This window comes from Pseudomonas putida (genome assembly GCF_002741075.1).
In the GTDB taxonomy this organism is placed as follows: domain Bacteria; phylum Pseudomonadota; class Gammaproteobacteria; order Pseudomonadales; family Pseudomonadaceae; genus Aquipseudomonas; species Aquipseudomonas putida_T.
On record NZ_CP016634.1, the window covers coordinates 2,779,705 to 2,804,733 of the forward strand.

24 protein-coding genes and 1 pseudogene are annotated in these 25,029 nt (G+C 62.4%); 9 read left to right on the plus strand and 16 right to left on the minus strand.

The features are described from left to right. Positions 1–42: 42 nt before the first annotated feature. Positions 43–1,262, minus strand: a protein-coding gene (locus IEC33019_RS12925; protein ID WP_099593083.1) for an IS3 family transposase whose coding sequence is annotated in 2 segments (ribosomal slippage) — positions 43–914 and positions 914–1,262 — 1,221 coding nt in all. Because the reading frame shifts where the segments join, the coding sequence is not laid out codon by codon here. Between the two features lie 123 nt (positions 1,263–1,385). Further along, on the minus strand, positions 1,386–2,861 hold the full coding sequence (locus IEC33019_RS12930) for a helicase HerA-like domain-containing protein (RefSeq protein WP_070094642.1): 1,476 nt from the start codon (positions 2,859–2,861) through the stop codon (positions 1,386–1,388). A 310-nt stretch (positions 2,862–3,171) separates the two neighbouring features. On the opposite strand from IEC33019_RS12930, the pseudogene IEC33019_RS28190 reads away from it, so the two are divergent. The 5 genes and pseudogenes from IEC33019_RS28190 to IEC33019_RS12950 form a co-directional block, all read left to right on the plus strand. Further along, positions 3,172–4,044: pseudogene (locus IEC33019_RS28190) on the plus strand (cache domain-containing protein); the annotation flags it as partial. Positions 4,045–4,137: 93 nt separating this feature from the next. Beyond that, the gene (locus tag IEC33019_RS28195) at positions 4,138–4,902 is read left to right on the plus strand and encodes a methyl-accepting chemotaxis protein (RefSeq protein WP_372340684.1); all 765 of its coding nucleotides are present in this window, start codon (positions 4,138–4,140) and stop codon (positions 4,900–4,902) included. 191 nt (positions 4,903–5,093) lie between these two features. After that, on the plus strand, positions 5,094–6,215 hold the full coding sequence (locus tag IEC33019_RS12940) for a glycosyltransferase family 4 protein (RefSeq protein ID WP_070094644.1): 1,122 nt from the start codon (positions 5,094–5,096) through the stop codon (positions 6,213–6,215). Further along, positions 6,208–6,972 (plus strand): DUF2334 domain-containing protein, encoded by a 765-nt coding sequence (locus tag IEC33019_RS12945; protein WP_070094645.1) that lies wholly within the window; start codon positions 6,208–6,210, stop codon positions 6,970–6,972. The genes IEC33019_RS12940 and IEC33019_RS12945 overlap by 8 nt, the downstream gene beginning before the upstream one ends. After that, positions 6,969–7,961, plus strand: a complete 993-nt coding sequence (locus IEC33019_RS12950) for a lysylphosphatidylglycerol synthase transmembrane domain-containing protein (RefSeq protein WP_070094646.1) — start codon at positions 6,969–6,971, stop codon at positions 7,959–7,961. The genes IEC33019_RS12945 and IEC33019_RS12950 overlap by 4 nt, the downstream gene beginning before the upstream one ends. Before the next feature lie 155 nt (positions 7,962–8,116). Here the strand turns inward: IEC33019_RS12950 and purU are convergent, their stop codons facing one another. After that, complete coding sequence (gene purU / locus IEC33019_RS12960) at positions 8,117–8,968, minus strand: formyltetrahydrofolate deformylase (RefSeq protein ID WP_070094647.1); 852 nt, start codon at positions 8,966–8,968, stop codon at positions 8,117–8,119. Between the two features lie 303 nt (positions 8,969–9,271). Here purU and mvaT point away from each other — a divergent pair, with 303 nt between their 5' ends. Further along, positions 9,272–9,649: a histone-like nucleoid-structuring protein MvaT gene (mvaT, locus tag IEC33019_RS12965; RefSeq protein WP_070094648.1), complete on the plus strand. Its 378-nt coding sequence runs from the start codon at positions 9,272–9,274 to the stop codon at positions 9,647–9,649. 228 nt (positions 9,650–9,877) lie between these two features. Here the strand turns inward: mvaT and sbcB are convergent, their stop codons facing one another. The 3 genes from sbcB to IEC33019_RS12980 form a co-directional block, all read right to left on the minus strand. Continuing rightward, positions 9,878–11,308, minus strand: a complete 1,431-nt coding sequence (sbcB, locus tag IEC33019_RS12970; RefSeq protein WP_070094649.1) for an exodeoxyribonuclease I — start codon at positions 11,306–11,308, stop codon at positions 9,878–9,880. Between the two features lie 90 nt (positions 11,309–11,398). Continuing rightward, the gene (locus IEC33019_RS12975; RefSeq protein ID WP_070094650.1) at positions 11,399–11,758 is read right to left on the minus strand and encodes a PilZ domain-containing protein; all 360 of its coding nucleotides are present in this window, start codon (positions 11,756–11,758) and stop codon (positions 11,399–11,401) included. Between the two features lie 121 nt (positions 11,759–11,879). Next, positions 11,880–12,263: a hypothetical protein gene (locus IEC33019_RS12980; RefSeq protein ID WP_070094651.1), complete on the minus strand. Its 384-nt coding sequence runs from the start codon at positions 12,261–12,263 to the stop codon at positions 11,880–11,882. A gap of 181 nt (positions 12,264–12,444) precedes the next feature. Here IEC33019_RS12980 and pyk point away from each other — a divergent pair, with 181 nt between their 5' ends. After that, positions 12,445–13,896, plus strand: a complete 1,452-nt coding sequence (gene pyk, locus IEC33019_RS12985; protein WP_070094652.1) for a pyruvate kinase — start codon at positions 12,445–12,447, stop codon at positions 13,894–13,896. 109 nt (positions 13,897–14,005) lie between these two features. Here pyk and IEC33019_RS12990 read toward each other — a convergent pair whose 3' ends face one another. Continuing rightward, complete coding sequence (locus tag IEC33019_RS12990) at positions 14,006–14,938, minus strand: iron-sulfur-binding ferredoxin reductase (RefSeq protein ID WP_070094653.1); 933 nt, start codon at positions 14,936–14,938, stop codon at positions 14,006–14,008. Positions 14,939–15,193: 255 nt separating this feature from the next. Between IEC33019_RS12990 and IEC33019_RS12995 the strand changes: the two genes are divergently transcribed. Then, positions 15,194–16,717, plus strand: a complete 1,524-nt coding sequence (locus tag IEC33019_RS12995; protein WP_070094654.1) for a fumarate hydratase — start codon at positions 15,194–15,196, stop codon at positions 16,715–16,717. 121 nt (positions 16,718–16,838) lie between these two features. Here the strand turns inward: IEC33019_RS12995 and IEC33019_RS13000 are convergent, their stop codons facing one another. Together IEC33019_RS13000 and IEC33019_RS13005 are read right to left on the minus strand one after the other, a co-directional pair. After that, positions 16,839–17,705 carry a carbon-nitrogen hydrolase family protein gene (locus tag IEC33019_RS13000; protein ID WP_099593614.1) on the minus strand — a complete coding sequence of 289 codons (867 nt, stop codon included), beginning with the start codon at positions 17,703–17,705 and terminating at the stop codon, positions 16,839–16,841. After that, positions 17,702–18,292 carry a GNAT family acetyltransferase gene (locus tag IEC33019_RS13005; RefSeq protein WP_070094656.1) on the minus strand — a complete coding sequence of 197 codons (591 nt, stop codon included), beginning with the start codon at positions 18,290–18,292 and terminating at the stop codon, positions 17,702–17,704. Before IEC33019_RS13005 ends, IEC33019_RS13000 begins: the two co-directional genes overlap by 4 nt. 115 nt (positions 18,293–18,407) lie before the next feature. Here IEC33019_RS13005 and IEC33019_RS13010 point away from each other — a divergent pair, with 115 nt between their 5' ends. Continuing rightward, on the plus strand, positions 18,408–18,806 hold the full coding sequence (locus IEC33019_RS13010) for a nuclear transport factor 2 family protein (protein WP_070094657.1): 399 nt from the start codon (positions 18,408–18,410) through the stop codon (positions 18,804–18,806). A 129-nt stretch (positions 18,807–18,935) separates the two neighbouring features. Here the strand turns inward: IEC33019_RS13010 and IEC33019_RS13015 are convergent, their stop codons facing one another. The 7 genes from IEC33019_RS13015 to IEC33019_RS13045 all read right to left on the minus strand — a co-directional run bounded on the left by IEC33019_RS13015 (position 18,936) and on the right by IEC33019_RS13045 (position 25,023). After that, positions 18,936–20,183, minus strand: a complete 1,248-nt coding sequence (locus IEC33019_RS13015; RefSeq protein ID WP_099593616.1) for an IS256 family transposase — start codon at positions 20,181–20,183, stop codon at positions 18,936–18,938. Positions 20,184–20,280: 97 nt separating this feature from the next. Next, on the minus strand, positions 20,281–20,847 hold the full coding sequence (locus IEC33019_RS13020; protein ID WP_070092394.1) for a DJ-1/PfpI family protein: 567 nt from the start codon (positions 20,845–20,847) through the stop codon (positions 20,281–20,283). 79 nt (positions 20,848–20,926) lie between these two features. Continuing rightward, positions 20,927–22,084: a phospholipase D-like domain-containing protein gene (locus IEC33019_RS13025; protein ID WP_070092393.1), complete on the minus strand. Its 1,158-nt coding sequence runs from the start codon at positions 22,082–22,084 to the stop codon at positions 20,927–20,929. Between the two features lies 1 nt (position 22,085). Beyond that, a complete protein-coding gene (locus IEC33019_RS13030; protein ID WP_070092392.1) occupies positions 22,086–22,667 on the minus strand; it encodes a YceI family protein in 582 nt (193 codons plus the stop codon). Between the two features lie 44 nt (positions 22,668–22,711). Beyond that, positions 22,712–23,008 carry an amidase gene (locus IEC33019_RS13035; RefSeq protein WP_070092391.1) on the minus strand — a complete coding sequence of 99 codons (297 nt, stop codon included), beginning with the start codon at positions 23,006–23,008 and terminating at the stop codon, positions 22,712–22,714. After that, positions 23,005–24,093 carry a serine hydrolase domain-containing protein gene (locus IEC33019_RS13040; RefSeq protein WP_070092390.1) on the minus strand — a complete coding sequence of 363 codons (1,089 nt, stop codon included), beginning with the start codon at positions 24,091–24,093 and terminating at the stop codon, positions 23,005–23,007. Before IEC33019_RS13040 ends, IEC33019_RS13035 begins: the two co-directional genes overlap by 4 nt. A gap of 42 nt (positions 24,094–24,135) precedes the next feature. Continuing rightward, complete coding sequence (locus tag IEC33019_RS13045; RefSeq protein WP_070092389.1) at positions 24,136–25,023, minus strand: acyl-CoA dehydrogenase; 888 nt, start codon at positions 25,021–25,023, stop codon at positions 24,136–24,138. Between the last annotated feature and the right edge of the window lie 6 nt (positions 25,024–25,029).

Genomic DNA, 25,029 nt, shown 5'->3' on the forward strand with positions numbered 1-25,029 from the left:
TCCTGAAATAGGTTTACACCTGTTCAGGTAGGCCGACAGGCCTCAAAACGCCCGATGCACAGCATCGGGCGTTTTGTTTTTCAGGGCCATATGAGGCCGTTCTGTGTTGTAGATCTGCACTGCCTCGTCAACCATCTGTCTCGCTTGCTCCAAATCTGCAGGGCTACTCAACAGCAGCTCCATCTTGAGGATTCCGTTGATTCGCTCGGCCAGCGCGTTCTGGTAGCAGTCATACCCATCAGTCATGGAGCACTGAACGCCGTGCCGTTGATGCAGTGACTGGTATAGCGCCGAGCAATATTGGATGCCTCGATCCGAATGGTGGACTAATGGCTGGCGACGACGTCGCTTTCGTAGTGCCTGCTTGAAAGCTTGCGCCACTGACTCGGCATGCAGGCTCTCATGGACGTGGTGGCCAACGATTTTCCTGGAGTACGCATCCGTTATCAGGCTCAGGTATAGCGGGCCGTTACGTGCGGGCAGGTAAGTAATGTCGGCCACCCAGACATGTTCCGGCCTTGTCGGAACAATCTGGCTTGGCCCGGGCTTGAGTAAGTTGGGGTGGCGGTAGAAGCGATGAAAGCTTTGTGTTGTCTTGTGGTAGGCCCGCTTAGGCAGTACGAGCAAACGGCGCTCTCCCAAGACTTGGAACAGCCTATCTCGGCCGATCTGGAGTCGTCTGTCAGGCTGGCAATGCAGCAGATAGTGCAGCTTGCGTGTACCCAGACGAGGCTGGCGCATCCGGACTTGCTGAACAAACTTAACCACCCGGTCTGCCTGGCGCTCTTTGCCATCAGCGGCTCGGTTGCGTTTGTAGTAAGCCTGTCGACTGATGCCTAGAAACTGACAAGCCCTGGCAATGCTCAGTCCTGCGACTTGACCTTGCGAGAGGACTTGCCGGATCGCTTTTTTACGACCGAAACACCATAGTCATTTTTCAGAACATCGACGACCGTCTCGAAGAACTGGGCCTTCTGGCTCATCAGCTCAAGCTGCTGCTCAAGCTCTTTGATCCGCTGCTCTGGAGTGAGCGGTTTGGGGTCAGACATCGCGCAGCTCCTCTCGGCTCGGATCGATGCCCCTTGGCTCCAATCCTGCCGACCGTGCTTACGCAACCATACCAGAACCGTCGATCGACCCTGGATGCCATACCGTTCCTGGGCCTGGCCGTAGGTCATCTCGCCTTTTTCAATCTGATCAACCACCGCCAATTTAAAAGACAGTGAGTAATCTCGCTGTGTGCGCTTTACACCTTGCTCCATCTGACTCTCCGGAAATTCGGGATGGGAGGTGTAAACCTTATTCAGGACGGGACAGCTGTAATGAAAAAGGCGCCTTCGGGCGCCTTTTTCATGTATTTCCGTTTCTCCGTGCCCCGTTACTGACTAGCGTCGCTTGCCGCCCAGCAGCGAACCCATCAGCCCACGCACCAACTGGCGCCCCAACTGATTGGCCGCCTGGCGCACCGCCGATTTGATCGCCTGCCCCGCAGCGCTCTGCAAAAACTCTCCGGCCTTGTCGGCAAAGCTTTCTTCATCGGCCTTGGGCTGCGGCGCGGGCTCCACCGGCTCCCCCTTACGAGCGGTCAACATCTCGTAGGCTGACTCACGGTCGATCGGTTTGTCATAGCGCCCCGCCAATGGCGAAGCTGCAACCAGCGCCCTGCGCTCGGCCTCGGTCAATGGTCCGATGCGCGACTGCGGCGGCGCGACCAGTACCCGCTGGACCATTTCCGGCGTGCCCTTATCCTGCAGGGTACCCACCAGCGCCTCGCCGATACCCAACTCAGTCAACACAGCAAGTGCATCGAACGCAGGATTGGGGCGGAAACCGTCAGCCACGGCCCTAAGCGACTTTTGTTCCTTGGCGGTGAATGCACGCAGCCCATGCTGGATACGCAAACCCAACTGCGCCAACACCGCATCGGGCAAATCCCCTGGCGACTGTGTGACGAAATACACCCCTACGCCTTTGGAGCGGATCAGCCGCACCACCTGCTCGAGGCGGTCCTGCAAGGCTTTGGGAGTGCCGTTGAACAACAGATGCGCCTCATCGAAGAACAGCGCGAGCACCGGTTTGTCGGCATCGCCGCGCTCGGGTAACTGCTCGAACAGCTCGGCCAGCAACCACAAAAGGAAGGTGGCATAGACCTTCGGCGCCTCATGCACCAGCCGGCTGGCGTCGAGCAAGTGGATACGCCCTCGCCCGTCGCGGTCCGGGCGTAACAGATCCTCAAGTTGCAAGGCCGGCTCGCCGAACAGCGCCTCAGCGCCCTGCTGCTCCAGGGTCGCCAGGCGACGCAGCAGGGCCTGGGTAGAGCCGGTGGTCATCAGCGCACTGTCCTCACCCAGCAATTGCGGGTTGTCCTTCAAGTGTCCAAGCAACGCCTTGAGGTCTTTGAGGTCCAGCAGCAACAGCCCTTCGCGGTCGGCCACCTTGAAGGCCGCGTACAACGCTGCCTGCTGGCTGTCGGTCAGTTCCAGCAAGTTGCCCAGCAATAGAGGCCCCATTTCGCTGAGTGTCGTTCGCAAAGGATGACCTGATTCTCCCGCGATATCCCACAAGGTCACGGGATAAGCCTGGGGGTGATGCTCTAGCCACGGCATCCCGGCTATACGTTCGGCCACCTTGCCCTGGGGGGCACCCGCCGCCCCCAGGCCACACAGGTCGCCCTTCACATCGGCGGCGAACACCGCAACACCCGCATCGCTGAAGACCTCGGCCAGGCGTTGCAGGGTCACGGTCTTGCCCGTCCCTGTGGCACCGGCAACCAGCCCGTGGCGGTTGGCCAGGCGCATGGCTTGGCTCACTGGCTGGCCATCAGGCCCCGCCCCTACAACTATTTGCGAAGTATCCGACATCTTCTCTCATCCTCTATTCAAGCTTTGCTGCCTAACGGCCGATACCCCGTGGTGATACTCACCCTGAAAGACAGGAACATCCCGAAAAGGACCTCCGGCGATTGTTGCACTGTTTTCAAGCTGCCTTCGTGCGAACGACCCGATAAAAACCTTAGCGGACCACGCCATGAACAAAAGCCTACGTTTCAGCCACAAGATTCTCTTGGCGGCGTCTTTGATCGTGATACTCGCCTTCAGCCTGTTCACCCTTTATAACGACTATCTCCAGCGTAATGCGATTCGCACCGATCTGGAGAGTTATCTGGCTGAAATGGGCGAGTCCACCTCGACCAACATTCGCAACCTGTTCGATGGCCGAATCAAACTGGTGGAAAACCTGTCGCAGAACATCGCACAGAATCCGGCCAATGCCGAAACCTTCATGGGCCAACAGGCCCTGCTGTCGAGCTTCCTCACCGTTTACCTGGGCAAGGTCGACGGCGGCTTCAGCGTGCGCCCCGACTCCAAGATGCCCGATGGCTACGACCCTCGCGTGCGTCCCTGGTACAAGGACGGCATGAACGCCAGTGGCGCCATGCTGACCGAACCCTACATAGACCTGACCACCAACAAGATGGTCATCGGCATCCTCAGCAAGGTCTCGAGCAGCGTCGGCGTGGTCGGTGGCGACCTGGCCCTCGATGGCCTTGTGGACATCATCAATTCGCTGGACTTCGGCGGCATAGGCTATGCCTTCCTGGTCAATGACCAAGGCAAGATCCTGGTGCACCCGGACAAGGACCTGGTGATGAAATCCCTGTCGGACCTGTTCCCAGAGCAAACACCCAAGCTTTCCGGCGAGCTGACCGAAGTCGAGTCCGACGGCAAGGCACGTTTGCTGACCTTCACCCCGATCAAGGGGCTGCCTTCGGCCAACTGGTACATCGGTCTGTCGGTGGATAAAGACAAAGCCTTCGCCATGCTCAGCACCTTCCGTACCTCGGCGGTGATCGCGACGATCGTGGCGGTGGTCATCATCATTGCCCTGCTGGGCTTGTTGATCCGCGTGCTGATGCAGCCATTGCACACCATGACCCGCGCCATGGAGGACATCGCCGAGGGTGAAGGCGACCTGACCAAGCGCCTGCAGATCCACCAACACGATGAGTTCGGCATCCTCGGCACAGCCTTCAACCGCTTCGTCGAGCGTATCCACGGCTCGATCCGCGAAGTGTCCTCGGCCACCGAGCAAGTCAACGAAGTGGCCCTGCGCGTAATCAGCGCCTCCAACTCGTCGATGACCAACTCCGACGAGCAGGCCAACCGCACCAACAGCGTCGCCGCTGCCATCAACGAGCTGGGCGCCGCCGCCCAGGAGATCGCCGGCAATGCGGCCCAGGCCTCCCAGCACGCCACCTCGGCGCGCCTGCTGGCCGAAGAAGGCCAGCAGGTGGTAGAGCGCAACATCGAGGCGATGAATCGCCTGTCCGACCTGATCGTCACCTCCAGCGCCCACATCGAGACGCTCAACAACAAGACCGTCAACATCGGCCAGATCCTCGAGGTGATCACCAGCATCTCCCAGCAGACCAACCTGCTAGCGCTCAACGCGGCGATCGAAGCTGCCCGTGCCGGCGAGGCTGGCCGCGGCTTCGCCGTGGTCGCCGACGAAGTGCGCAACCTCGCCCACCGCACCCAGGAATCGGCGCAGCAAGTGCAGAACATGATCGAGGAGCTGCAGGTTGGCGCCCGTGAATCGGTCGAGACCATGGGCCAGAGCCAGCGCCACAGCCAGGACAGCGTGGAAATCGCCAACCAGGCCGGCGAGCGCCTGGACAGCGTGACCGTGCGTATCGGCGAGATCGACGGCATGAACCAGTCGGTAGCTACAGCCACCGAGGAACAGACTGCCGTGGTCGACTCGATCAACATGGACATCAACGAAATCAACATGCTCAACCAGGAAGGCGTCGAGAACCTGCAGGCCACCCTGCGCGCCTGCTCGGACCTGGAACAGCAAGCCACCCGCCTCAAGCATCTGGTCGGCAGCTTCCGCATCTAGTGCTTCAGCGGCAAGCTTCAAGCAGCAAGAAAAGCCGGCCAGGGCGCCGCTGACTCTTGCCGCTTGAAGCTGGACGCTGACCGCTACCTCCCTCCGATCGAACAAACTATCCTTCAATAAGGTCAACCTTTAGGCGCGTCATCGCCTGCTCATCGCAGCCCGATGACGGACCCGAAGACGATCCTGGAGGGATGCTGATCGTGCACATCGCTGACATCACCATGTTCTACGCCCCGGCCAGTGGCGGCGTACGTACCTATCTTGATGCCAAACATCGCCGACTCGACGCCAGGCATGGCGTGCGTCACAGCCTCTTGATCCCCGGCGCCAGTGCCACCGATGCCGACGGCATCTATCAGGTGCCGGCACCGCCCCTGCCTTTTGGCAACGGCTACCGCTTTCCGGTGCGCCTGACCCCTTGGTGCAATGTGCTTCGGCGCCTGCAACCGGACCTGATCGAAGTCGGCGATCCCTACCTCACGGCCTGGGCCGCCCTCGAGGCGCGGCGCAAGCTCGATGTGCCGGTGATCGGCTTCTACCACTCCGACCTGCCGCTGCTGGTGAGCAACCGCATGGGCAACTGGTTCACGCCTAACGTCGAGGCGTATGTCAGCAAACTGTATGGAAACTTCGACCGGGTGTTGGCCCCCAGCCAGGTGATGGCCGACAAGCTGTGTCGGCTAGGCGTCAAGGACGTGCATGTACAGCGCCTGGGGGTCGACCTGTGTACCTTCAATCCCGAACACCGCGATCCAGGCCTGCGCGCCGAGCTCGGAATCCCCGACACCACCCGCCTGCTGGTATTCGCCGGACGCGGCTCGCGGGAGAAAAACCTGCCAGTGCTGCTCAACTGCATGACGCGCCTGGGCCGCCACTATCATTTGCTGCTGGTTGGCTCGAACATGCCTGCCAACGTGCCGGACAACGTCAGCGTCATCGACCATTTCTGCCCACCTCAAGAAGTCGCTCGCCTGTTCGCCAGTGCCGACCTGCTGGTACATGCTGGCGATCAGGAAACCTTCGGCCTGATCATCCTCGAGGCCATGGCCAGTGCGCTGCCGGTGGTGGCCGTACGTGCGGGCGCCTTCAGCGAGATCATCGATGAACGCTGTGGACGCCTGTGCACGCCCAACGATGCCCACGCCATGGCAACCGCTGTGCGCGAAATCTTCGAGGCCGGTGTACGTCAGCTGGGCACCCAGGCGCGTCGTCACGTCGAACAGCACTATGCCTGGGACCACGTGGTCGACGGCCTGCTGGAGCACTACCAGGCGGTCCTCGGCCACCAACCGCAGGTACGCGCCCATGGTTGAGGTTGATGCCGCGCCGCGCAGCCTGATGCTGGTGCTGCACGACGTCGCGCCCGAAACCTGGCCGGATTACCAGCCGTTCGTCCAGGCCGTGGACCGTCTGGGCAGCGTGCCCATGACATGGCTGGTAGTGCCGGACTTCCACCGCCGCAACCCCCTGTCCTGCTCACCGACCTTCTGTCGCCTGCTCGAGCGACGCTTGGCCCAAGGCGACGAACTGGCCCTGCACGGTTACTTCCATGCTGACGACGGGCCACCGCCGCGCAGCGCCCGCGAATTCTTCATGCGCAGGATCTACACCTATGAAGGCGAATTCTATGGACTAGACGAGGCCGATGCCTTGCTGCGCCTGGAGGCTGGCCTGGAGGTGTTCGACCGCCACGGCTGGCCCGTCGCCGGCTTCGTCGCTCCAGCCTGGTTGATGAGCGAAGGCACGCGCCAGGCCTTGCGTCGGTTGCCGCTGCGCTACACCAGCACGCCCCAACACCTCTATCGCCTGCCGGAGTTCACCGCAATCCAGGCCCCCGGCCTGGTGTGGAGCGCCCGAAGTGCCTGGCGACGGGGGCTTTCGCGGATGATCTGCGATTGGCAAGGCCTTCGCTGGCGCACCGCCCCCACCTTGCGCCTGGGCCTGCATCCTGTGGACATGCGCCACCGTGTCGCTCGCGATTACTGGCTGCAGACTCTGCAAACGCTGCTGGCGCAAGGCCGCCAACCGTTGACCAAATCCGCCTGGCTGGCGCGACAGGTTCAGCCATGAACCGGCTGGGCTGGCTGGGCTTGGCGCTGTTGCTGGCCTTGCTGGTGCCCACCTTGCTCGGTGGCAGCGATCTGCTGACGCGCCTGCGCGCCTTCGCTCCGGGCCTGATGGTGGTGCTGTTGGGCATGATCCTGCTGTGTTGGATCATCAATGCCGTGCGCCTGCGTCTGTTGCTTGGCCAGCAAGGTGCCCGGCTCGGTCGGGTACGCAGCCTTGGTGTGGTCATGGCCACCGAATTCGCCATCTGCACCACGCCGGGAGGCAGTGGTGGGCCACTGACCCTGATGGCTCTGCTGGCGCGCGAACGCATCGGCCCTGCGCGCAGCGGCGCGGTGTTCGCCATGGATCAACTGAACGACCTGGTGTTCTTCTTCTGCGCGATGCTGGCGATTACGGGCTATGCCTTGTTCCACAGCCTGGGGCACACCCAGCAGGGCATGCTGCTGGGCAGTGCCCTGCTGCTGTGTTCGGCACTGGTGGGTATTCTCGCGTTGCTGCGCTACCGACGCACGGTGATGCGCCTGAATGGCCGGCTGCTACACCGGTTGGGCGTGCCGAGGCGGCGCAGATGGCGCTGGGCGCGCAAACTGTTGCGTTTCGTCCATGCCCTGACAGACACCTGGCGCTTGCCCAAGCGCATCCTGCTACTGGTTTTCAGTTTGACCTGCGTGCACTGGAGCCTGCGCTACAGCGTGCTGTACCTGGTTCTGCGGGGGCTGGGAGTGGAGCTTTCGTGGATCCCGAGCTTTCTGGTGCAGATCCTGTCGCTCAGCGCCGGGCAGTTCAGCCTGCTGCCAGGCGGCGCCGGGGCCGCCGAGTTGACCTCGGCGAGCCTGCTGGCCCCGCTGGTGGGCAGCTCGACGGCGGCCGCGGCGATCCTGATCTGGCGCGCGGTCACCTACTACTTCTATCTGATCGCCGGGGGCCCAGTGTTCGTCTGTCTGCTGGCGCGTCCGTTGCTGGAGCGCTGGCGTCGTCAGGCGGGTTGAGCTGACGCCAAAGCTCGGCCGCACCCGGAAAGGGAGTGCCGACTTCGTCGCCCAGGGCCTGGAGATCGAAGCGGGCGAGGCAACCCTCACCCACGGTCGGCGGCATCTGGGCCGCGGCCTTGTCGCGGGGGCCGGCCATCGCTTCGCCGTTGTCCTTAGTCGAACACCACGGTCTTGTTGCCATGCACCAGGACGCGATCTTCCAAGTGATAGCGCAGGCCGCGGGCCAGGACCATCTTCTCCACGTCACGACCGAAACGCACCATGTCTTCGATGCTGTCGGCGTGGGTGACACGCACCACGTCCTGTTCGATGATCGGACCGGCGTCCAGCTCTTCGGTGACATAGTGGCAGGTCGCGCCGATCAGCTTCACGCCGCGCAACGCCGCCTGGTGGTAGGGCTTGGCACCGACGAACGAAGGCAAGAAGCTGTGGTGGATGTTGATGACCTTCTCGGCGTATTCCTGGCACAGCTGCGGCGGCAGGATCTGCATGTACCGCGCCAGCACCACCACGTCGGCTCCGTGTTCCTGAACCAAACGCGAGACCTCGGCAAAGGCCGGTTGCTTGTCCTTCGGATCGACCGGTACATGGAAGAACGGGATGCCGTGCCACTCGACCATGCTGCGCAGGTCGTTGTGGTTGGAGATGACGCAGGGGATGTCGCAATCGAGCTCGTCGGTGTGCCAGCGGTGCAGCAGGTCGGCCAGGCAGTGGGATTCGCGGCTGGCCATCAGCACCACACGTTTCTTCTGGGCCGAGTCGGTGATCCGCCAGGTCATGGAGAACTCTTCGGCGATCGGCGCGAACGCCTCGCGGAACGCTTCGATACCAAATGGCAGGGATTCGGCGCGGATCTCATGGCGCATGAAGAACCAACCGCTCTGCTCATCGGAGTGGTGGCTGGCTTCGTTGATCCAGCCGTTGTACAGGGCCAGGAAATTACTGACTTTTGCCACGATGCCGACACGGTCGGGGCAGGCAATCACCAGTCGATAGGTGCGCATGAAGGAGACTCCGGAATCTTCGCAAAGGCGCACATTCTAGCGGCCTGCCAGGAAAAACGCAGTAATGATTGCCACCGCTACAGTACACACACGCGATGCGCGAGGGGCAAAGGTGCCAATTGAGCCGCTCACGTAGGAAATGATGAATTTGTCAGACGATATGTAAATTTTTCTTAACCAAATGCCTGTAGTGCCCCACGTCAATTAACAGTTTATTGCCTTTTTAATTGTTTACTTGAGAGTATCGCCTGTCTATTATTGGCCCGAACTGTTTCTCTTGAACATTGCACTAAGGACCACTCCATGTCCCTGATCAACGAATACCGCGCTACCGAAGAAGCCATCAAAGAACTTCAGGCCCGCCTGGCCAACCTGTCCCAAGATGACAAACTGAAGAAGGAACTGGAGTTCGAAGGCAAACTGCGCGCTCTGATGGGCGAATACTCCAAATCCCTGCGTGACGTGATCGCCCTGCTGGATCCAGAATCCAAACTGAGCAAAGCACCACGCGGTGCGACCAAGACCACTGGCACCAAGCGTGCTCGCAAGGTCAAGCAATACAAGAATCCGCACAATGGCGAAGTGATCGAAACCAAAGGCGGCAACCACAAAACCCTGAAAGAATGGAAAGCCAAATGGGGTGGCGACGTGGTTGAAGGTTGGGCAACCCTGCTGGACTGATTGACCCCAGGCTGCCTCTTGCACGCCCAATAAAAAACGCCGGCACATTGCCGGCGTTTTTTATTGGGCTCCCCGGGTCTGTATGAAAAGTCTTGAGACGAAGGTCAGGCAAGGCGAAAACAGCCGAGGAACGGTCGGAGTCGCGCTCGACTTTACGGGTTGTAAATGAGCATTCCGAGGCTGTTTTCAACGCAGCATCACCGAGTATCAAGGCTTTTCGTACAAAGCCTAGCGTTGATACTGCGTTTTCAACCGCTGGACATGGGCCTGCCAGGCCTCCAATACACCTCTTCCAGCAGCGTCCGCCGTCGCCAGGGCGCTCTGGCAAGCCTGCTCGAAATCACCCAGCGTGTTGGGCGCACCCAGCCGCGGGTCACTCAACCGTTGCTGGCAGAACGAGAACCAGCGTTGCCGCTCCTCGGCATTCAAGGTCTCGGCGAAGTTTCTTGCCCGGTAACGGAATAAAAGCTCCGACATTCTGGGGTCGTCGAACATCCAGTGCCCCTGCCCCAATTGCGCAGGTTCGAGGGTGCGTACCTGTTCGCACAGCCGACGATCCCGGTCCCCCAGAAAACCGTCATACAACTGTTGTTCAGGATCCTCGCTGGGCGCGAACTCATCACTGCTGTAAATACCCTCGAGCTTTTCCTGCCAAACAGACTGTTGCTCGGCCAATTGTTCCCCACGGCGTTGCAACTGCGACATATCCAGACCCAGCCGCTGCTGATCGACAGGGCGCAATACCGACAAGGGCGCCACGACCGGGCAACGATTGATGTGCACCAACTTCAGCGGAACGGGCAATTGTCCATCAGGTAATTCGTCACGCCGGGTATACAAACGTTGTCGCAATGTTTCTGTGGTCTCTTGCAATAGCGGCAAGGTATCCAGGTGCAGGTCGCACACAATCAGCGCATTCCGATTACGCGGGTGCCAGGCCAATGGCAATACCACACCCAGATAATTACGCTCTGCAGAGAAACGGCCGGATACATGTACCAGCGGCTGCAAAAGACGAATCTGCTCCATTACCTTGTGCTTGCTGCGCAACTGGAACAACCAGTCATATAACTTGGGTTGTTTCTGGCGAATCAGGCGAGCCAGGGCGATCGTGGCCCGTACGTCGGAAAGCGCCTCGTGGGCGTGGCCATGGTCGATGCCGTTGGCCTTGCTCAGCAGTTCCAGGCGCAGACTGGTGCGGCCATCCTGCTGCGGCCAGACGATGCCCTCCGGGCGCAAGGCATAGGCGGTGCGCACCACGTCGATCAGGTCCCAGCGGCTGTTGCCCCCCTGCCATTCACGGGCGTAGGGGTCGAAAAAATTGCGATAGAGGCTGTAGCGAGTGACTTCGTCATCGAAGCGCAGGGTGTTGTAGCCCGCACCACAGGTGCCGGGACGGGCCAGTTGTGCGTGGACCCGGGTCATGAATTCAGCTTCGCACAGGCCATCGCGAGCCAGTTGCCCAGGTGTGATACCGGTGACCAGACAGGCGGCAGGATGCGGCAGGATATCGTCGCTGGGGCGGCAATAAAGGCTGATGGGCGCCTCGATCTCGTTGAGTTCAAGGTCTGTGCGCACGCCTGCGACCTGCAGCGGGCGGTCGCAGCGTGGATTGATGCCGGTGGTTTCGTAGTCGTGCCAGAAGATGCTGGAGCTCACGGGGTCGTCCTGTAACAAGATCGACCAGAGTCTAGCGACCTGACAGGCCGGTTCGCACCCTCGATTTCGATGCAGCGCGTTGCCGAAGGCTCAGGCGGAGGCGTTGATGGGGCGAAAGCTGAAGTAATTGCGCAGCGCTCGGACGAAGTCGTCGTACTCCCGCGGCGGCTGCAACAGCATGAAGCCGGCGTCATAGTGACCGGGTGTCTGATCTTCACGGCACCACAGGCAACTGGCAGTGAGATTGATGAACTGCACCCCGCCACCGGCCACCGGCAGGCGCAGTTGCAATTCGAAATCCGGCCCCACCAGCACCGGCAGATGGCTGATCAACATCATGCCGTCTTCCGAGGCATTGCCCAGGTAGCCGATCTGCTGGTCGGTGAACCGGTTGTAGACCTTGAGGACACAAGGCAACTGGTGGCGTTCTATATGGCGTTGGATAAACATGGCGTGGTGCGATCCGTACCTGATGCCAGGAAGACAAGGTACTGGCGGTGAACGTTACATCTTGTCAACAGATTAGCTCAGCGCGACTCGGCATTCCCATGAAATCAAGAACACCTTGGTGTTAACGCCAAGGTGTACCACCCGCAGGCGAGGCTACCGCCGACTCGCCCCGTAGATGCCCAAGCTGCTCGAGGGTCTGCAGGCGCGCCTTGGCGCGATAGGCGTACTCGTTCTGTGGATAACGCTGGATCAGGTACTGATAGGTCTGGGCCGCGTCCATGTAGAGCTTCTGGCGCTCCAGGCACTGGCCACGCAACATCGAAACTTCTGGATGGATGAACGGGCGCGCACGGCTGGTTCGGTCCACCTCCGACAGCTCCAGCATCACGCGCTGGCAGTCGCCCCGGTCGTAGGCGCGGTAGGCGTTGTTCAGGTGATGGTCCATCGACCAGCGGGTGCAGCCGACGACACTGGCCGCGACGGCTAAAACGATCAGGGCTCGCATGGGGGATCTCCTTTGATGGACAGTGTATCGGCCTGGCGCGGCAAATCTTCACACGTATGTGCAAGCATACCTCGACCGTTCAAACGCCACCCTGACACGCGGTGAGGTAGTGCAACGGAACAATGACTACAGCGATATTCAGGAGTAGCCTTTCGCTGCGCTTCACTATAGGAGTCTGTGCATGACCATCCGCCGTACCAAAATCGTCGCCACCCTTGGCCCCGCCAGCAATTCACCGGAAGTGATCGAACAACTGATCCTCGCCGGCCTGGACGTGGCACGCCTGAACTTCTCCCACGGCACTCCAGACGAGCACAAGGCCCGCGCCCGCCTGATCCGCGACATCGCCGCCAAGAATGGCCGCCACGTCGCACTGCTGGGCGACCTGCAGGGTCCCAAGATCCGCATCGCCAAATTCAGCAACAAGCGCATCGAATTGAAGATCGGTGACAAGTTCACCTTCTCCACCGCCCACCCGCTGACCGAAGGCAACCAGGACATCGTCGGTATCGACTACCCCGACCTGGTCAAGGACTGCGGCGTCGGCGACGAGCTGCTGCTCGACGACGGCCGCGTGGTCATGCGCGTCGAGACCGCCACCGCCGATGCCCTGCACTGCGTGGTGATCATCGGTGGCCCGCTGTCCGACCACAAAGGCATCAACCGCAAAGGTGGCGGCCTGACCGCCCCGGCCCTGACCGAAAAAGACAAGGCCGACATCAAGCTAGCCGCGGAAATGGACCTGGACTACCTGGCCGTCTCCTTCCCGCGTGACGCCAGCGACATGGAATACGCCCGCAAGCTGCGCGACGAAGCCGGCGGCACCGCCTGGCTGGTGGCCAAGATCGAGCGCGCCGAGGCCGTCGCCGACGACGAGACCCTGGACAGCCTGATCGCCGCCTCCGACGCGGTGATGGTCGCCCGTGGTGACCTGGGCGTGGAAATCGGCGACGCCGAGCTGATCGCCATCCAGAAGAAGATCATCCAGCACGCTCGCCGCAACAACAAGGCGGTGATCGTCGCGACCCAGATGATGGAGTCGATGATCCAGAACCCGATGCCGACCCGCGCCGAAGTATCCGACGTGGCCAACGCCGTACTGGACAACACCGACGCGGTGATGCTCTCCGCCGAGAGCGCCGCCGGCGCCTACCCGATCGAAGCGGTCCAGGCCATGGCTCGTGTCTGCCAGGGCGCCGAGAAGCACCCGACCAGCCAGAAGTCCAGCCATCGCCTGCACACCACCTTCGAGCGCTGCGACGAGAGCATCGCCCTGGCCGCGATGTACACCGCCAACCACTTCCCGGGCGTCAAGGCGATCATTGCGCTGACCGAGAGCGGCTACACCCCGCTGATCATGTCGCGCCTGCGTTCGCACGTACCGATCTACGCCATGTCGCCGCACCGCGCGACCCAGGCCCGTGCGTCGCTGTTCCGCGGCGTCTACCCGATCGCCTTCGACCCGGCCTCGCTGCCGGCCGAAAAGGTCAGCCAGGCAGCGGTCGACGAACTGCTCAAGCGCGGCCTGGTGCAACAGGGTGACTGGGTGATCCTGACCAAGGGCGACAGCTACCACACCATCGGTGGCACCAACGGCATGAAGATCCTGCACGTGGGTGATCCGCTGGTCTGATGTCTTCAGACCCTAGGGCCCCTGCGCGGCCCATCGCAGGCTCCCACGGCTGTACCAGTGGGAGCGACCTTGTGTCGCAACAGGAGGGCAACGCCCTCCTCTTGTTCACTCACGCGTGCTCGGTGAACACGTCGGCAAACACCTGGTTCCTCGGCACCCCGGCTATGAACAGCCACCGCGCGAACCGCTCCACGCTCCCCGGTGCGCCGCACAGCAGCGCGACGGTCTGTCGCGACGCCGGACGCAACCCCGCCAACGCCTCCTCTACCCGATCCGCCACCACCTGTTGCACCTTTACCTGTGGATAACGGCTCGCCAATGCCTGCAGCCCCTCGGCCAGGTAATGCCCCTCGTCATCACGCGCCACATGCAACACCTTGATCGCCCCCTGATGCCCCTGACGCAACGCCTCGCGCAGGATGCCCCATAACGGCCCCAGCCCCGTCCCCGCCGCGAGCAGCCACAGCGGCCGCTCCTGCCAGTCCGCGTCGTAATGCAAGGCTGCGCCCCTGAGCTCGCCCAAGCGCAGCTCATCCCCAACGGCCAGCTGCCTGGCCTTGCCGCAAAAGGTGCCCGACAGGCGGCAGTCCAGGTGAAATTCCAGAAACGCGTCCTCGCCTGGCAGGCTGGCCAGCGAATAAGGCCGTGCGACCCCCTGCAGCCACAGCACCAGATGCTGGCCTGCCTGATAGCGCAGAGGCCGCTCGGGCTCAAGACGCAAGCGCAACACATCACCGAACCAGTCCAGCTCGCGGACCCGCGCGGGCAGGCCATCGCTCAACGGATCGAAGACCGCAACCCGCAGATCGCCGCTCACCTGACACTGGCAAGCCAGACGCCAGCCCTGCTCGCGTCGCTCGCGGTCCAACGCCTCGGGCATGGCATCCTCGGGTTGCCCTTCCAGGCAATGCACCAGGCAAGCGTGGCAGCTGCCGGCGCGGCAGCTGTAGGGCACGGCATAGCCGGCCTCGTTGAGGGCGTCGAGCAGGTTGCTGGCGACCGGCACGGTCCAGCGCTGCTCACCGACGCGAAGTTCGGGCATGATCGAGACGTCTCCACACATCACTGCGCCCACTCTAGGGCCTGGCCGGCAATTGAGCAAAAAGGATGCCCGCACGCTGCCGACCTTGGTCCAGGCCACGCGCAGGTGTGCCGGGCACCGATGCGCGCTATACTGCCGCGCCCTTTTGCGTCGGCCACTGCCTGCCGGCGCGCCTTGCAAGGTGTTTCGACGCGCTGGTCGGCTGTGTCGGAAGAGCCTTTTTGAATGTTCCCGTCTTTAAGAGGAGCGCGCTGCATGACCGTGATCAAGCAAGACGACCTGATTCAGAGCGTTGCCGACGCCCTGCAATTCATCTCGTACTACCACCCCGTCGATTTCATCCAGGCGATGCACGAGGCGTATCTGCGTGAAGAGTCGCCCGCTGCGCGCGACTCCATCGCCCAGATCCTGATCAACTCGCGCATGTGCGCCACCGGCCACCGTCCGATCTGCCAGGACACCGGTATCGTCACCGTGTTCGTGCGCGTGGGCATGGACGTACGCTGGGACGGCGCCACCCTGAGCGTCGACGACATGATCAACGAGGGTGTGCGTCGCGCCTACAACCTGCCTGAAAACGTCCTGCGCGCCTCGATCCTGGCTGACCCCGCCGGTGCCCGCAAGAACACCAAGGACAACACCCCGGCCGTCATCCACTACTCCATCGTTCCCGGCGACAAGGTCGAGGTCGACGTCGCAGCCAAGGGCGGCGGCTCGGAGAACAAGTCGAAGATGGCCATGCTCAACCCATCCGACTCGATCGTCGACTGGGTCCTGAAGACCGTTCCGACCATGGGCGCTGGCTGGTGCCCGCCTGGCATGCTGGGTATCGGCATCGGCGGCACTGCCGAGAAAGCCGCGGTCATGGCCAAGGAAGTGTTGATGGAGTCCATCGACATCCACGAACTCAAAGCCCGTGGCCCGCAGAACCGCATCGAGGAACTGCGCCTGGAGCTGTTCGAGAAGGTCAACCAGCTGGGCATCGGCGCCCAGGGCCTGGGCGGCCTGACCACCGTGCTCGACGTCAAGATCATGGACTACCCGACCCACGCCGCCTCGCTGCCGGTCTGCATGATCCCGAACTGCGCCGCCACCCGTCACGCCCACTTCGTGCTCGACGGCTCCGGCCCGGCCGAGCTGGAAGCTCCGTCGCTGGACGCCTACCCAGAAATCGTCTGGGAAGCAGGCCCAAGCGCCCGTCGCGTCAACCTCGACGCGATCACCCCGGAAGAAGTCGCCAGCTGGAAGCCGGGCGAGACCCTGCTGCTCAACGGCAAGATGCTCACCGGCCGCGACGCTGCGCACAAGCGCATGGTCGAGATGCTCAACCGCGGCGAAGAGCTGCCAGTGGACCTCAAAGGCCGCTTCATCTACTACGTCGGCCCAGTCGATCCGGTCGGTGACGAAGTGGTAGGCCCTGCCGGCCCGACCACTGCGACCCGCATGGACAAGTTCACCCGCCAGATCCTCGAACAGACCGGTCTGCTGGGCATGATCGGCAAATCCGAGCGTGGTCCGACCGCCATCGAAGCGATCAAGGACAACAAAGCGGTGTACCTGATGGCCGTCGGTGGCGCTGCCTACCTGGTGGCCCAGGCGATCCGCAAATCCCAGGTCCTGGCCTTCGCCGAGCTGGGCATGGAAGCGATCTACGAGTTCGAGGTCAAGGACATGCCGGTCACCGTCGCGGTGGACAGCAACGGTGAGTCGGTGCACATCACCGGTCCCGCCCTGTGGCAGAGCAAGATCGCCCAGAGCCTGGCGGTCGAAGTGAAGTAAGGCTGATGTAGCAGCGACGTCCGCTTCGCGGGTAAACCCGCTCCCACAGGGAACCCACTGAACCTGAAAACAGTGGTGTTCTTGAGTGAGTGGGCTTACCCGCGAGGGGGCCGCAGCTGTTCTATCCAATTCTGTCGAACTGCTCTGGCCAGTCCCTGCGGGTAAACACCTGCCCTTCCTGCCTCACCCGCCTCACCTGCTGCAAATCCACCTCGCACATCAACCACTGGCTGGTTGCAGGGCACAACTCATTGCTCTGTGCGATCACCCCATCTCCTGGCATGCCATGATCCGGCGGCACGAACAGCCCTGCACGGCCGATATTCTCGTCAAGCGCCGGCGACCAAGACGCCATGCCCACCGTGGAGCTTTGTAGCACGGCGATCTGGTTCTCCAGTGCTCGGGCCTGGGCGCCGATGCGTACCCGGTGATAGCCAGCCTCGGTGTCGGTGCAGCTTGGGGCCAGAATCAAGTCGGCCCCCCTTTCGGCCAGATGCCGGGCAAGCAAGGGAAACTCGTTGTCGTAACAGATCAGGATGCCCAGCCGCCCCAAGGCGGTGTCGAACACCTTGAGCCCTTCCCCGGCAGCGATGTCCCACTGCTCGCGCTCGAAGCGCGTCATGATCAGTTTGTCCTGGTGCCCCATCACACCGTCAGGACCGAACAGCCAGGCTCGGTTGCGGTAACGGCCGTCGGCCTCACGCACCGGCAGGCTGCCCGGCTGCAGATAGACTCCCCAGCGCCGGGCAATTCCCTCACACAAGGCCATCCAGGGTTCGACCAGCGGCTGGATGCCCGCGATCGAGCCCTTCAGGTCGCTCCGATGCTCGGGGGGTAACTGGCCACTGAGGACCAGCCCCGCATATTCGGGCAGTAGTAACGCCCCCGCCTCGACAGCCTCGGCGCACAGGCCCTGGAGATGCTCGGCGTAGTCCTCCCAGGTTTCATGCAGCTCGATGGCGTACTGACAGGCGGCGAGGCGGATCATAGAGGCAGTTCCTTGAGCCAGAACGACATGATCTTCGCTGACACCTGCTTTTCATCAAGGTCACGCCAGGCATAGGTGGTGCGCAAAGAAGGCTCGTGCAGGAAACCTCGATTTCGCCAGAAGCCATGCAAGGGCTTGTAGTCCGACGGTCTCCTGGGATGGCCGGCCGGGCGTTCGACCGCACAGAAGGCGCAGTAGTCAAATTCAGCGAGCTTGTGGGCATAGGACTCGCGCTCGATGAAAAAGCGCACGCCCAAGCCCTGGCCACGGTAGGCCGGCAATAGCACCGACTCACCAAAGTAGTAGACGCTGGCCGGATCACGCCCCTGCGCCAGGAAAGGTTGCTGGAACTCAGGCGTTTCGTCACTCAAGGGCAGGCCCGTGGAGGCCCCTACGACCTTGCCCTGATCGATGGCCAAAACCGCCAGGCTGCGCCCGGAACGGGCGTAGGTGGAGAGATAGTCGGCCTCGTATTCCGGCGTACCGTCATAAAGGTAGGGAAACTCGCGAAACACCGTAAGGCGCAGGCGAGCGAGGTCATCGATGTAAGGCGCAATGGCGGCGCCGTGCAACAGGCGGATTTCCATGCTTGGCGGTCGTTTTGTCGATGTGGATGACGCGCTCGGCTAAGCCGGGCTTGAGGGGAAACCCTATCATCCGGCCCAAGCCATCCCCTTTCCCGTACACGACAGGAACATTGCCATGACCGCTACCGAACTTGTGAACGCTTACTACGCAGCCTTCAACGCAGGCGACATGCCGACCTTTCTCGGCTTGCTCAGCGAGGATGTGATTCATGACATCAACCAGGGTGAACGGCAGATGGGCAAGACGGCCTTCGCGGCGTTCATGGATAAGATGAACCGCTGCTACCGGGAGCGTCTGGCGGACATCGTGGTCATGCAGAATGCCGATGGGAGCCGTGCAGCGGCAGAGTTCACCGTCCATGGGGAGTATCTGGCCGACGACGAAGGGCTGCCGCCGGCCAATGGGCAGACGTATGTGCTGCCGGCGGGGGCATTCTTCTATATCCACTGTGGGAAGATTGCTCGGGTGACCAATTACTACAACTTGAATGATTGGGTTGAGCAGGTGGTTTGAGTTTTTTGGGGTAGCGTGTGGGTATCCAATGTTGGTGGTGGCGCTGATCGCGCTTTTCGCCTTTACCGGGACTGTCAGATTTTTTGTGTGCGGGCCGGTAACGGCCTGCCGTCAGGCAGGCCCTGATTTTCACCAGGTCGGCCTGATGAACCGATCTCCGTACAAAATCGCGAATTGATTCATCGCACTTTTCCAATCATGCGCCGCTGAGCCCCAGTTCGCCGTGATGTTTCGCAGCCCCAGCCAGATCAGCTTGGTGGCTGCGTCGTCGTTCGGGAAATGGCCTCGGGTCTTGATGATCTTGCGCAGCTGGGCATTGATACTCTCGATGGCGTTGGTGGTGTAGATCACTTTCCGGATGGCTGGCGGGAAGACAAAGAAGGGAATCACTCGATCCCAGGCGCGTCTCCAGGCCGCAACGACCGTTGGATACTGCTTGCCCCAGGGCCCGTTTTCAAACTCATCCAATGCCTGCTCAGCCGCTTCTGCATTGATAGCCTGGTAAATCGGCTTCAGCGCCTTGGCCAGTGCCCGGCGCTTGTCCCAGGCCGCGAAGTCGAGACTGTTGCGGATCAGGTGCACGATGCACGTCTGCAGCGTCGTCTCTGGAAACACGGCGCTGAGAGCCTCTGGCATGCCTTTGAGGCCATCGGTCACGGCAATCAGTACGTCCTCGACACCACGCGTCTTGAGATCGTTAAAGACCTTCATCCAGAACTTCGCACCTTCGGTGTTTTCGATCCAGATACCCAAGATGTCGCGCGTACCGTCGGGGAGAACGCCCAACGCCAAGTAAATGGCCTTGTTGCGCACCAGGCCTTCTTCGCGAATCTTCACCCGCAGTGCATCAAAGAAAATGACCGGATATATCGGCTCCAGTGGCCGCTGTTGCCACGCGCCAATCTCTTCCATGACCTCGTCTGTTACAGAGCTGATGAAATCGGGTGAAACGTCGGTTCCATACTGCTCGGACAGAAAGGCTCGGATCTCTCTGACCGTCATTCCACGGGCGTACATGGCGATGATTTTGTCATCGAAACCGGTGTAACGGCGCTCATGCTTGGGGATCAGAATGGGCGCAAAACTGCCGTCTCGATCGCGAGGGATTTCCAGCCGCAACGGGCCATCCCCGGTCAAAACCGTCTTGCCACTCTTGCCGTTACGCTGGTTGGTTTCATCCTCTGGGCGCTGCGCGCCCGGCGGATAACCCAAGTGGTGGCCAAGCTCGGCATGCAGAGCACGTTCGATCAGGGCCTTCTTGAACGCCGCAGAGGCATCCTCGATAGCTTCTGCGGTCATCAAGCCCTCGCCGAACTGCTCCAGCAGCTCTTTTGGGATTTTGGGCAGGTCACGCAGGGGTTTCTTTTTGGTTGGCATACATGCACCTCTTACTCATGTTATGCCCGAACGCAAAATTTCTGACACCCTCACCGCCCCCGACACCGACACCACTACCGACACCGCCCCCAAAACATCACCCAAGCACCCGCAAAAACGCCGCCAACCAGGCGGGATGCGCCGGCCAGGCAGGCGCCGTCACCAGATTCCCATCCACATGCGCCTGGTCCAAAGCGATATCCACAAACCGCCCCCCCGCCAACCGTACCTCAGGCGCACACGCCGGATACGCACTGCACTCACGCCCCTCCAGCACACCAGCCGCCGCCAGCAACTGCGCCCCGTGACACACCGCCGCGATCGGCTTGCCCGCCTGGTCGAAGGCCTTGACCAGCGCCAGCACCCGCTCATCCAGGCGCAGGTACTCAGGCGCTCGGCCCCCAGGAATCAGCAACGCGTCATACCCCTCGGCACGCACCTGCACGAAGTCGAAGTTCAGGGCGAAATTGTGCCCAGGCTTCTCGCTGTAGGTCTGGTCCCCCTCGAAATCATGGATCGCCGTGCGCACCGTCTGCCCGGCCAGTTTCTCCGGGCACACCGCATGCACCGTATGCCCGACCATCTTCAGTGCCTGGAACGGCACCATCACTTCGTAGTCCTCGACGAAGTCACCCACCAGCATGAGAATTTTCTTGGCCGTCATCGCATCCACTCCTTCCGTTGCATGGGAACAATCCCTGCACGATAGTCCGCTTCAGCGCCGACGGGTACTCACCACAGGTCTAGTCGCGACGATTGAGCAAGTTGACCACCAGCCGGTCGAGCCACCCCCACAGCCGCTGCTGCAGCCGACGCCAGAAAGGCCGGGCATGCCAGCGCGCCAGGTCGACTTCCTGGCTGAGGGCGAAGTCTCGCTCGAAGCTGGCGAGCACCGCAGCCGTCAAGGGTGGGTCGAGGGCTTCGACGTTGGCCTCGAGGTTGAAGTGCAGGTTCCAATGATCGAAGTTGCACGACCCCACACTGACCCAGTCATCCACCAGCACCATCTTCAGGTGCAGGAAGCACGGCTGGTACTCGAATATCCGCACACCAGCACGCAGCAGGCGGGGGTAATAACGGTGCCCGGCATAGCGCACCGCAGGATGATCGGTGCGGGGGCCGGTGAGCAGCAGGCGAACGTCGATGCCCTTGTGCGCCGCGCGCCGCAGGGAGCGGCGCACGCTGAAGGTCGGCAGGAAATACGGGGTGGCCAGCCAGATACGCCGCTGGCCGCTGTTGAGGGCACGCACCAGCGAATGGAGGATGTCCTGATGCTGGCGGGCGTCGGCATAGGCCACCCGGCCCATGCCCTGCCCTTGGACCGGCACCCGTGGCAGGCGGGGCAGGCCAAAGCCCTCGGCCGGGCGCCAGGCGGTGCGACGGTTGTTGGCGTGCCACTGACGATCGAACAGCAATTGCCAGTCGGTGACGATGGGCCCTTGCATTTGCACCATCACTTCGTGCCATTCGCTGGTGTCGCCGCCCGGTGTCCAGAATTCGTCGGTAACTCCCGTGCCGCCCACCACCGCCCAGCACTCATCGACCAGCAACAGCTTGCGGTGGTCACGATAGAGATTGCGAACCCCACGTCGCCAACGTAGGCGGTTGTAGTAGCGCATGTGCACGCCGGCCGCCTCCAGCCGCTGGCGCAACACCGAGGGGAAGGCCAGCGAGCCGTAGTCGTCGAACAGGCAACGTACGCGCACGCCACGGGTGGCAGCCTGCTCCAGGGCCTCGACCACCGCCTCGGCACAGGTGCCGGCTTCGACCAGGTACAACTCCAGGTCCACCTGGAATTCGGCGCGCACGATCGCCAGAAGCATGCGCGGAAAGAACTCGGGGCCGTCGATCAGCAGTTCGAACTCGTTGCCATCCCGCCAGGGGAAGACCGGCCCCGGCATGTCAGCGGGCGGAGAAGATCAGCACCGCGCTCACCGGCACCGATGGGCTGATGGAAGCAACACCGGAAAGCTTGCGCAGGGTCGCCAGGCCCGGCAACAGGTCGAAGTCCTCGGCGCGCAGCATCAACGGCTCCAGGGTCACCACCTGGAAACGCCGCTCGTCCAGGCGGGTGGCCAAGAGCAAGGTGCTGTAGCGGTGCGACTGCCCATGCAGGGTAACGGTCACCGGCAGGCGAAGCTCTACCTGGGCGCCATTGGCCAGGTCGTTGATCGGGCGCAGATCGATCTTCGCCTGTATCAGCGCCTCGGGGAACTTGGCGACCTCGAACAGCTCGTCACGCATGCGCTCATCGCGCAACGGGATGCCGCCGCTGACCGAATCCATTTCGATGCTCACCTGCGCATTGCCTTTACTGTCGACCTTGCCATGGAATACCAGGAAGCGGTGCACCTCGGAGATATCGCCATTCTTGCTGGTGACAAAAGACAATCGCGAGGACTCGCCATCCAGGTGCCAGTTGGCATGGGCGGGCAGGCACAAGGCCAGGAGCAGGGCAGGCAACAGACGGGGCAGCTTGAACATGTGAAATCTCGTGTAACAAGGCCGTCAACCTTACCCGCCCGCCTTCACGGCAGCAAGCGGCAGCCCTCCCGCGATCCCACCCAAGCAGCCTGGTTACGGCGCCCCAGGCCTTCGGCGAACACCTGACGCTGCTCGCGGTCCTCCTCCAGCCTGCCCAAAGGCAGGTATTGCTTCACATAGCCCCGGCAATACGCCTCATCGAAGCCCATGACAAAGCGGCACGAGCAATACTCCTTGGCCGAATACGCCGAGAGGATGCCCGGAAAGTCCGCCAACGCCTGACGCTCGTGCCACACCCACGCCAGCAGCGCCACCACCAGCCACAGCGCGACGCGCTTCATCTCCCCTCCCTGGCCACGGCCGCCAGCACTCGCTTGAGCAGTTCGTTGTGCTGGTAGGTGCCGTCGCGGTCATCGGCGTAGCGCACGATCACTAGCTTCTGCGACGGCACCACATAGAGCGCCTGGCCCCAATGGCCAAGGGCGGCGTAGGTGTCCTGCGCAGCGTCTGGCCAAGGCGCGGGGTGGCCTGGCAACGGCTGGTTGAGCCACCAGTGACCACCTGGGTTGGCCTCGCCCGGGAGCGCTTCGGCCCGCTCGAACAACTGCCGATTGAACGCCACCCACTCCCTAGGCAGGAGTTGCCGCCCCTGCCAGCGCCCGTCACGCAGCATCAGCAGACCGATGCGGGCCAGGTCTCGCGCGCTCAGGTAAAGGTAGGACGAGCCCACGTAGGTGCCGGCACCGTCGCGCTCCCAGACCGCGCTGCGAATCCCCAAGGGCTCGAACAGCGCCCGCCACGGGTAGTCGTCGTAGCCGCCCGGCGCCAGCATGCCGCGCAAGGCCGCGGCCAACAGATTGCTGTCGCCGCTGGCGTAGCGAAAGCGCTCGCCCGGTGCCACCTCGGCCGGCAGCGCCGCGGTGAAGGCAGCCATGTCAGCACGGCCACGGGTATAGAGCATGGCCACCACCGAGGACTTGAGCGGCGCGTACTCGTAGTCTTCCTGCCAGGCCAGGCCACTGGCCCAGTGCAACAGGTCGATGATGCGCAATTCGGAATGCGCCTGGAGTGGGGGGTAGTAGCGCAGGGCCGGCTCATCGAGGGCAAAACGTCCTTCGCCATACGCCACCCCCAGCACGCTAGCCAGCACGCTCTTGCTGATCGACCAGGTCAGGTGGGCAGTGTCGGCACCGGTGGGCGCGACGTAGCGCTCATAAAGGATGCGCCCGTCACGGATGACCAGCAGCGCATCGCTGCGTACGCCCGTGCGACGGGTCTCGTCGCGGGCGGGAAAGGCATAGGCCTCGACCGCCTGCCAGTCGATTGTAGAAGGTTCGCGCGGCCAGTCCGGGTCCGGCCAGGGTTCGGCCCAGGCTGAAACGCTCACCCATGCCAGGATGCCCAGCAATTTCCCCAGCCTGCCCATGGCTGCCCCTCATGCTGCTGAACGGGCGAGCTTGCCAGGCTTTCATGACAATCCGACGGCGGTCCAGGCTTTGTGCAAGCGCTTTTCCCGCGCCGCCGTGGCCAACGCCAGTACGCCCTGGTCGCGCTGCCACAACTGCCTCCAATGGGGTGGCCCGCTGGCCAGGGCTTGGTCGATTGCATCGTGCAGTGCATGGAACTGGGCGAACAGCCCCCCCAATAGCAAGTGGCAGGCAACGCTGTCGGCACACTGCCGGCTGCCCTCGGCGCACCCTCCCAGCAGCCCGAGCAAACGCAGCCGCAGCTCCTGGGGCCAGGCGCTTTCCTGACCGACGCCATACAGCCAGGCCACCAGGGCGGCCAGCACGTAGAGGTCTTCCAAAGAGCGAAAGGGTTTGACGTAGGCATCCCAACCATCACCGGCGAGCAGTTCGCAGGTGGCCTGGCGCAATTGCAGGCGCGCATGCCCGACCTCGGGCATCAACGGCAAGGTGGGCAAGGCCTCCAGCGTCACCCCGGCCTCACCGGGGTAGACCACCGCCAGTTGCAGCCGGGGTTTCTCTCCCTCGGCTTCGCTGCGCGCCGCCACCAGCAGCCATTCGGCGTCCAGCCCCGCGGTGACGAAATCCTTGCTGCCGGTCAGGCGCAGGTTGTCGAGCCGGGTCTGCATGTCCGCCGGGCGCACGCTGCGCCGCTCGGTGGCGCACAAGGCGCCCAGGCTGGTCGGGGCACTGGGCCAGAGCACACGCAAGGCCGCCTGGTAGCCGATCAGGAAGGCCAGCCCCGGCGTGGCCACCGCCCGGCCACCCAGCACCGCCAACTCGAAGGGCGAAACCTGTCCGAGACGTTCGAGCAAGGCGGCATGGCCTTCTCCAAGGCTCTGGGCCTGGGGCTGGCGGAAAGGGTCGTTGATTCTTTGCAACCAGGGCATCGCAGG

Excerpts from the sequence above, each read along its gene's own strand:
- IEC33019_RS12930 (WP_070094642.1), bottom strand. The coding sequence starts at position 2,861 with ATGTCGGATACTTCGCAAATAGTTGTAGGGGCGGGGCCTGATGGCCAG.
- IEC33019_RS28195 (WP_372340684.1), top strand. The coding sequence starts at position 4,138 with ATGACCAACTCCGACGAGCAGGCCAACCGCACCAACAGCGTCGCCGCT.
- IEC33019_RS12940 (WP_070094644.1), top strand. The coding sequence starts at position 5,094 with ATGCTGATCGTGCACATCGCTGACATCACCATGTTCTACGCCCCGGCC.
- IEC33019_RS12945 (WP_070094645.1), top strand. The coding sequence starts at position 6,208 with ATGGTTGAGGTTGATGCCGCGCCGCGCAGCCTGATGCTGGTGCTGCAC.
- IEC33019_RS12950 (WP_070094646.1), top strand. The coding sequence starts at position 6,969 with ATGAACCGGCTGGGCTGGCTGGGCTTGGCGCTGTTGCTGGCCTTGCTG.
- purU (WP_070094647.1), bottom strand. The coding sequence starts at position 8,968 with ATGCGCACCTATCGACTGGTGATTGCCTGCCCCGACCGTGTCGGCATC.
- mvaT (WP_070094648.1), top strand. The coding sequence starts at position 9,272 with ATGTCCCTGATCAACGAATACCGCGCTACCGAAGAAGCCATCAAAGAA.
- IEC33019_RS12975 (WP_070094650.1), bottom strand. The coding sequence starts at position 11,758 with ATGTTTATCCAACGCCATATAGAACGCCACCAGTTGCCTTGTGTCCTC.
- IEC33019_RS12980 (WP_070094651.1), bottom strand. The coding sequence starts at position 12,263 with ATGCGAGCCCTGATCGTTTTAGCCGTCGCGGCCAGTGTCGTCGGCTGC.
- pyk (WP_070094652.1), top strand. The coding sequence starts at position 12,445 with ATGACCATCCGCCGTACCAAAATCGTCGCCACCCTTGGCCCCGCCAGC.
- IEC33019_RS12990 (WP_070094653.1), bottom strand. The coding sequence starts at position 14,938 with ATGCCCGAACTTCGCGTCGGTGAGCAGCGCTGGACCGTGCCGGTCGCC.
- IEC33019_RS12995 (WP_070094654.1), top strand. The coding sequence starts at position 15,194 with ATGACCGTGATCAAGCAAGACGACCTGATTCAGAGCGTTGCCGACGCC.
- IEC33019_RS13000 (WP_099593614.1), bottom strand. The coding sequence starts at position 17,705 with ATGATCCGCCTCGCCGCCTGTCAGTACGCCATCGAGCTGCATGAAACC.
- IEC33019_RS13005 (WP_070094656.1), bottom strand. The coding sequence starts at position 18,292 with ATGGAAATCCGCCTGTTGCACGGCGCCGCCATTGCGCCTTACATCGAT.
- IEC33019_RS13010 (WP_070094657.1), top strand. The coding sequence starts at position 18,408 with ATGACCGCTACCGAACTTGTGAACGCTTACTACGCAGCCTTCAACGCA.
- IEC33019_RS13015 (WP_099593616.1), bottom strand. The coding sequence starts at position 20,183 with ATGCCAACCAAAAAGAAACCCCTGCGTGACCTGCCCAAAATCCCAAAA.
- IEC33019_RS13020 (WP_070092394.1), bottom strand. The coding sequence starts at position 20,847 with ATGACGGCCAAGAAAATTCTCATGCTGGTGGGTGACTTCGTCGAGGAC.
- IEC33019_RS13025 (WP_070092393.1), bottom strand. The coding sequence starts at position 22,084 with ATGCCGGGGCCGGTCTTCCCCTGGCGGGATGGCAACGAGTTCGAACTG.
- IEC33019_RS13030 (WP_070092392.1), bottom strand. The coding sequence starts at position 22,667 with ATGTTCAAGCTGCCCCGTCTGTTGCCTGCCCTGCTCCTGGCCTTGTGC.
- IEC33019_RS13035 (WP_070092391.1), bottom strand. The coding sequence starts at position 23,008 with ATGAAGCGCGTCGCGCTGTGGCTGGTGGTGGCGCTGCTGGCGTGGGTG.
- IEC33019_RS13040 (WP_070092390.1), bottom strand. The coding sequence starts at position 24,093 with ATGGGCAGGCTGGGGAAATTGCTGGGCATCCTGGCATGGGTGAGCGTT.
- IEC33019_RS13045 (WP_070092389.1), bottom strand. The coding sequence starts at position 25,023 with ATGCCCTGGTTGCAAAGAATCAACGACCCTTTCCGCCAGCCCCAGGCC.